At 71.6% G+C, this 5,801-nt stretch carries 5 protein-coding genes; 2 read left to right on the forward strand and 3 right to left on the reverse strand.

All coding sequences use genetic code 11. The features are described 5' to 3' along the window. Positions 1 to 114 precede the first annotated feature (114 nt). The 3 genes from ABT336_RS26585 to ABT336_RS26595 form a co-directional block, all read right to left on the reverse strand. The gene (locus tag ABT336_RS26585) at positions 115 to 1,785 is read right to left on the reverse strand and encodes a fumarate hydratase (protein ID WP_350900218.1); all 1,671 of its coding nucleotides are present in this window, start codon (positions 1,783 to 1,785) and stop codon (positions 115 to 117) included. Between the two features lie 192 nt (positions 1,786 to 1,977). Next, on the reverse strand, positions 1,978 to 3,372 hold the full coding sequence (locus ABT336_RS26590) for a hypothetical protein (RefSeq protein ID WP_502891273.1): 1,395 nt from the start codon (positions 3,370 to 3,372) through the stop codon (positions 1,978 to 1,980). 181 nt (positions 3,373 to 3,553) lie between these two features. After that, a complete protein-coding gene (locus ABT336_RS26595; protein WP_350900222.1) occupies positions 3,554 to 4,036 on the reverse strand; it encodes an Lrp/AsnC family transcriptional regulator in 483 nt (160 codons plus the stop codon). A gap of 131 nt (positions 4,037 to 4,167) precedes the next feature. Between ABT336_RS26595 and hppD the strand changes: the two genes are divergently transcribed. Both hppD and ABT336_RS26605 read left to right on the forward strand, forming a co-directional pair. Next, complete coding sequence (gene hppD / locus ABT336_RS26600; RefSeq protein WP_350900224.1) at positions 4,168 to 5,373, forward strand: 4-hydroxyphenylpyruvate dioxygenase; 1,206 nt, start codon at positions 4,168 to 4,170, stop codon at positions 5,371 to 5,373. Positions 5,374 to 5,511: 138 nt separating this feature from the next. Beyond that, positions 5,512 to 5,801: DUF2510 domain-containing protein (locus ABT336_RS26605; RefSeq protein WP_350900226.1), on the forward strand; the 290-nt coding region annotated here is incomplete at its 3' end.

Genomic DNA, 5,801 nt, shown 5'->3' on the forward strand with positions numbered 1-5,801 from the left:
ACGCGGACGTCCGCGCGGGAGGGCGGGGGTGGGGGGTGGGGGGTGGGAGGGGGGTGGGGGTGGGAGGGGGTGGGGGTGGGGGTGGGAGGGGGAGGGGGGTGGGTGGGGGTGGGGTCAGGGGCGGGGGGTGATGGTTAGGACGGGCTTGGTGACCTCGGCGAAGAAGTCGTTGCCCTTGTCGTCGACCACGATGAAGGCCGGGAAGTCCTCGACCTCGATCTTCCAGACCGCCTCCATGCCCAGCTCCGGGTATTCCAGGACCTCGACGTGCTTGATGCAGTCCTGGGCCAGCCGGGCGGCCGGACCGCCGATCGAGCCGAGGTAGAAGCCGCCGTGTTCCTGGCAGGAGCGGGTGACCTGACCCGAGCGGTTCCCCTTGGCGAGCATCACCTGAGAGCCGCCGGCGGCCTGGAACCGCTCGACGTAGGCGTCCATCCGACCGGCGGTGGTCGGGCCGAACGAGCCGGATGCGTACCCCTCGGGGGTCTTGGCCGGGCCGGCGTAGTAGACCGCGTGGTCCCGGAGGTACTGGGGCATCGGCTCACCGGCGTCCAGCCGCTCGGCGATCTTGGCGTGGGCGATGTCCCTGGCCACCACCAGGGGGCCGGTCAGGGAGAGCCGGGTCTTCACGGGGTACCGCGACAGCTCGGCCCGGATCTCGTCCATCGGCCGGTTCAGGTCGACCCGGACGACCTCCTCGGTGTCCAGGGTCTCGTCGGTCACCTCGGGCAGGTACCGGGCCGGGTCGGTCTCCAGTCGTTCCAGCCACACGCCCGACGGGGTGATCTTGGCAACCGCCTGCCGGTCGGCCGAGCAGGAGACGGCGATGGCCACCGGGCAGGAGGCGCCGTGTCGGGGCAGCCGGACCACGCGTACGTCGTGGCAGAAGTATCTGCCGCCGAACTGTGCACCGATGCCGAAGTTGCGGGTCAACTCCAGCACCTCCGCCTCCAGCTCCAGGTCCCGGAAGCCGTGCGCGCTCATCGACCCCTCGGTGGGCAGCGCGTCGAGGTACTTGGCCGAGGCGTACTTGGCGGTCTTGAGGGCGTACTCGGCGGAGGTGCCACCGATGACGATCGCCAGGTGGTACGGCGGGCAGGCCGAGGTGCCGATCAGCCGCAGCTTCTCCTCCAGGAACTGCATCATCCGGGTCGGGTTCAGCAGCGCCTTGGTCTCCTGGTAGAGGTACGACTTGTTGGCCGAGCCACCCCCCTTGGCCATGAAGAGGAACTTGTACGCGTCCGGGTGCCCGTCCGGGTCCTCGGCGTAGAGCTCAACCTGGGCGGGCAGGTTGCTGCCGGTGTTGCGCTCGTCCCACATGGTCAACGGGGCGAGCTGGGAGTAGCGCAGGTTGAGTCTCGTGTACGCCTGGTAGACGCCCCGGGAGATCGCCTCGGCGTCGGTGCCGTCGGTGAGCACGTGCCGGCCGCGCTTGCCCATCACGATCGCGGTGCCGGTGTCCTGGCACATCGGCAGCACCCCACCGGCCGCGATGTTCGCGTTGCGCAGCAGGTCCATGGCGACGAACCTGTCGTTCGGCGAGGCCGCCGGATCGTCGATGATCGCCCGGAGTTGGGCCAGGTGGGCCGGGCGCAGGAAGTGCGCGATGTCGTGCATGGCCTCGGCGGTCAGGGCGGTCAGGGCCGCCGGATCCACGGTGAGGAACCGTCGACCCCCGGGGCCGTGGACGACGTCGACGCCCTCGTCGGTGACCAGGCGGTACTCGGTCTGGTCCGGGCCGGTCGGCAGCAGGGGTGCGTACGAGAAGGCGGCGGCACTGCTCATGAGGCGAAAGCCTAGGCCAGTCGAATCAATCCGTCCCAACCGCCGGGTGAGTCCCGGTACTTTCCATGCCGACCGGCCCCGCCAGCCGTGCCCGACCGACCCCGCCGGACACCCCGTCGCGGAGCCGACCGACCCCGGGAGCACGCCCCGTCGCGGAGCCGACCGACCCCGGGAGCACGCCCGGTCGAGGGCTCAGCCGTCCTTGTCGGCACCCGGTTCGGGGCAGCCCTCACCCTTCGGGCCGCACTGCCCCGACCCGCCGGGGGCTCCCGAACCGCCGGGGGCTCCCGAACCGCCGGGGGCTCCCGAACCGCCGGGACCACCCGGGGCGTCCCCGGAACCCGGGGCACCCGCCCCGGAGTCACCCGAGGGCCTCGACCCGCCCGCGCCGAACAGGACGTACCCGATCTCGCGCCCCTCGCCGATCACCATCCCGGCGGGACCGACAGCGAGGGCGTTCGCTGCGGTCCGCAGGCTCACCAACTCCCTGCCGGTACGCGGGTGCACCGCCACCAGTCGGGTGGGTTTCTCGTCGGAGAGCACTGCCGCGTACGGGGTGAGCGCGGCGGTGCTCTTCTCGCCGGCCGGTCGGTCCCAGCCGGGCTTGTCGACGCCGAGCTCCCGGCCGACGAGCGACCGCCTGTCGGGGGTGCGGACGACTGCGTACCGGTCGTCCACGGCGAGCAGGCTCTCCCCCTCAGCGCCCAGCTGCAACACCCGTCCGTCGTACCCGTCGAGGACCGCCTCCCGGCCGTCCGGGGTGACCCCGATCAGGACGTTGCGGGCGCCCTGGGGGTTCTCCCGCTGGGCGCAGCCGGCGCTGTCGGCGGTCCGCAGGTTCACCCCCGACCGCTGCCAGACCTGCTGCCCGGTGGCCGGGTCGACGGCGGAGATGCCGAACAGGCAGGCACCGTCGCCGGACCGGGCGGTGAGCCGGAGGAGTCGACCACCGACCACCGAGAGTCGCTCGTCGCGGGCCGGCTGGACGTCCTGGAGGACCCGGCCGGTGGCGGTGTCCACTACGTGCACCCGCCCGTCGACCGGGAAGCCGAGCAGCGGGGGCACCGGCTCCGGCCCGGCCACCTGGTCGTCGACCCGCAGGGCGGTGAGCCGACGGGTGTCGAGCAGGTCGGGGTTGTCGGCCAGCCAGGAGGTGCTGACCCCGGGGAGGAAGGCGGTCCAGATCGGCGCGTTGCCACGCGGGTCCCAGGCGCTCAGGGTGCAGTCGGTCGGTCCGGCGCACCGGGCGTCCAGGAGCATGTTCCGGTACGTCCACACGGCCACCGCGTCGTCGACCCGGCGACGGGTCGCCCCGGTGCTCGGGTCGAGGAGTTCGTACCCCTTGACCAGGAGCTTGCCCACGGCGACGACGGAGTCCCGGTCGCCCCCGGCCACCGCCGCCCAGTCCGCCTTGCGTTCCCACAGCTGTACGCCGGTGGCGAGGCTGCGGGCCTCGACCCGGGTCCGCTGCTCGACCACGACGGCGTCCCCGGCGATGGTGACGCTGCGCGGGGTGCCCCCGATGCGTTCCTGCCAGACCACGTCGGGCTCGGAGATCGGCTTGCTCCGTTTGACCCAGTCCCACATCCCGGGGAAGGGGTTCCAGACGCCGGTGGCGGCCAGGGCCACGACCGCGACCAGGGCGAGCGCGAGGAAGCTCTTGACGCCGAGGCCCTTCTGGTTCGCCACATCGGACACGGTAGCCACGATCTCCGTCAGGTCGAACGGTCGTGAACCCGTGTCGTAGCGCTTTCTCGCAGACGGCGTGCTAATGCACGGTGGAGCGGACGAGGGGAAGGGTCCGGTACGGGATCTGCTCGGCCAGCGCGATCGTTGTCGACGCCCGGCGGATCGCCTCGTTGGCGACGATCTGGTCGATCACCCGCTGGAGGTCGGCGTTGGAGCGGGCCACGATCCGGCAGAGCAGGTCGCTGGTGCCGGTGATGGTGTGCGCCTCCAGCACCTCGGGGATCGCCGCGAGGTGGGCGGTGACCGGGTCGTGGCCGTGCCGTTGACTGATCTCCAGGGTGACGAAGCTGGTCACCCCGAATCCGATCGCGGCCGGGGCGACGTCGGGGCCGAAGTCGATCGCCCCCCGCCCGACCAGCTTGTCGAGCCGGGCCTGGACGGTGCCCCGGGCCACTCCGAGTCGGCGGGAGCACTCCAGCACCCCGATCCTGGGCTCCTCGGTGAGCAGTTCGACCAGGCTGACGTCGAGCCCGTCGAGCTGTACAGAATGTTCAGCTGCCATGCCCGTGAACCATACCGAATGCACAACCTGACCAGGTACCACGTCAACAGTTGCCCAACCCGCTGCCGCCCGCGATCCTCGCCACACAGGATGGTCGCCCACGAGGCGGCCGGCGCAGGAGGGAGCCCGCGATGACCCAGGCGATCGATCGACAGCAGTCGAGCGGAGAGGTCGACGTCGACGAACTCGTCGGCGCCGTGGACCACGACATCAGCCGCGACCCGTTCCCGGTACGCGGGCTCGACCACCTGACCTTCGTGGTGGGCAACGCCAAACAGGCGGCGCACTACTACTCGACGGCCTTCGGGATGACCTGTGTGGCGTACCGGGGTCCGGAGCAGGGCTACCGCGACCACGCGGAGTACGTGCTGACCAGCGGTTCGGCCCGGTTCGCGCTGCGGGGGGCGGTCCGCCCGGACGCCTCCGAGGTCGACTTCGTCGCCCGGCACAGCGACGGAGTGTCCGACATCGCGTTGGAGGTCCCCGACGTCGACGCGGCGTACGCCCACGCCACCGGCCAGGGTGCCACCGGGCTGCTCGACCCGCACGACGTCACCGACGCCCATGGCACCGTCCGGCTGGCCGCCGTCGCCACGTACGGCGACACCCGGCACACCCTCGTCGACAGGTCCCGGTACACCGGCCCCTTCCTGCCCGGTTTCGCGGCCCGGGAGCCGATCGTGGACCGGCAGCCGATGATCGACGCGGGCCTCCAGCCCAAGCGCTTCTTCCAGGCCGTCGACCACGTGGTCGGCAACGTGGAGTTGGGCCGGATGGACGAGTGGGTGGAGTTCTACCGGCGGGTGATGGGCTTCACCAACATGGCCGAGTTCGTCGGTGACGACATCGCCACCGACTACTCGGCGCTGATGAGCAAGGTGGTCGCCAACGGCACCCGCAAGGTCAAGTTCCCGCTCAACGAGCCGGCGGTGGCCCGCCGGAAGTCGCAGATCGACGAGTATCTCGACTTCTACCAGGGGCCGGGTGCCCAGCACATCGCGGTGGCCACCAACGACATCCTGGCCAGCGTGGACGCCATGCGGGCGGCCGGGGTGGAGTTCCTGGCCACCCCCGACTCGTACTACGACGACCCGGAGCTGCGCGCCCGCATCGGCGAGGTCCGGGTGTCGATCGAGGAGTTGAAGGCCCGCCGGATCCTTGTCGACCGGGACGAGGACGGCTACCTGCTCCAGATCTTCACCAAGCCGGTGCAGGACCGACCCACAGTCTTCTTCGAGCTGATCGAACGGCACGGATCGCTCGGCTTCGGCAAGGGCAACTTCAAGGCCCTGTTCGAGGCGATCGAGCGGGAGCAGGAGCGACGCGGGAACCTGTGAGCGGGTGGAGTCCGGTCCCGGTGCCAGGCTGGTACGACGGCGGCGTCGTTAAGGTGTCCAGGTGAGCGAGCAGAGCGAAGGTCCCGTCCGAGCCGGCATCGGGCCGACCGGCCCCGTCCGGAGCCCGCAGGTGACGCGGTGAGCGTCGCACCCGGCTGGTACGTCGATCCGGCCGACCCGCAGACCCGACGGTACTGGGACGGCGGGGGCTGGATCGGTGCCGCCATCGGAGTCGACGCCCCCGTGCCGGACGGCCCGCCGGAGCCTGAACCGACCCCGCCGCCCACCCCGCCGGAGACCCCGGGGGCAGGCGGCACCGGGTCGCCCGCCACTGCCGGATCCCAGCCGACCGGCACGTCGACTGGCCCTACGACCGGGTGGCCCCCGCCCGGCACACCCGGCGGCACCGGCACACCCGGCGGCACCGG

The organism is Micromonospora sp. NPDC000207 (genome assembly GCF_040300925.1).
Taxonomy (GTDB): Bacteria; Actinomycetota; Actinomycetes; order Mycobacteriales; family Micromonosporaceae; genus Micromonospora.

Coding starts and splice junctions, on each gene's coding strand:
- ABT336_RS26585 (WP_350900218.1), bottom strand. CDS start 1,785: ATGAGCAGTGCCGCCGCCTTCTCGTACGCACCCCTGCTGCCGACCGGC.
- ABT336_RS26590 (WP_502891273.1), bottom strand. CDS start 3,372: ATGTGGGACTGGGTCAAACGGAGCAAGCCGATCTCCGAGCCCGACGTG.
- ABT336_RS26595 (WP_350900222.1), bottom strand. CDS start 4,036: ATGGCAGCTGAACATTCTGTACAGCTCGACGGGCTCGACGTCAGCCTG.
- hppD (WP_350900224.1), top strand. CDS start 4,168: ATGACCCAGGCGATCGATCGACAGCAGTCGAGCGGAGAGGTCGACGTC.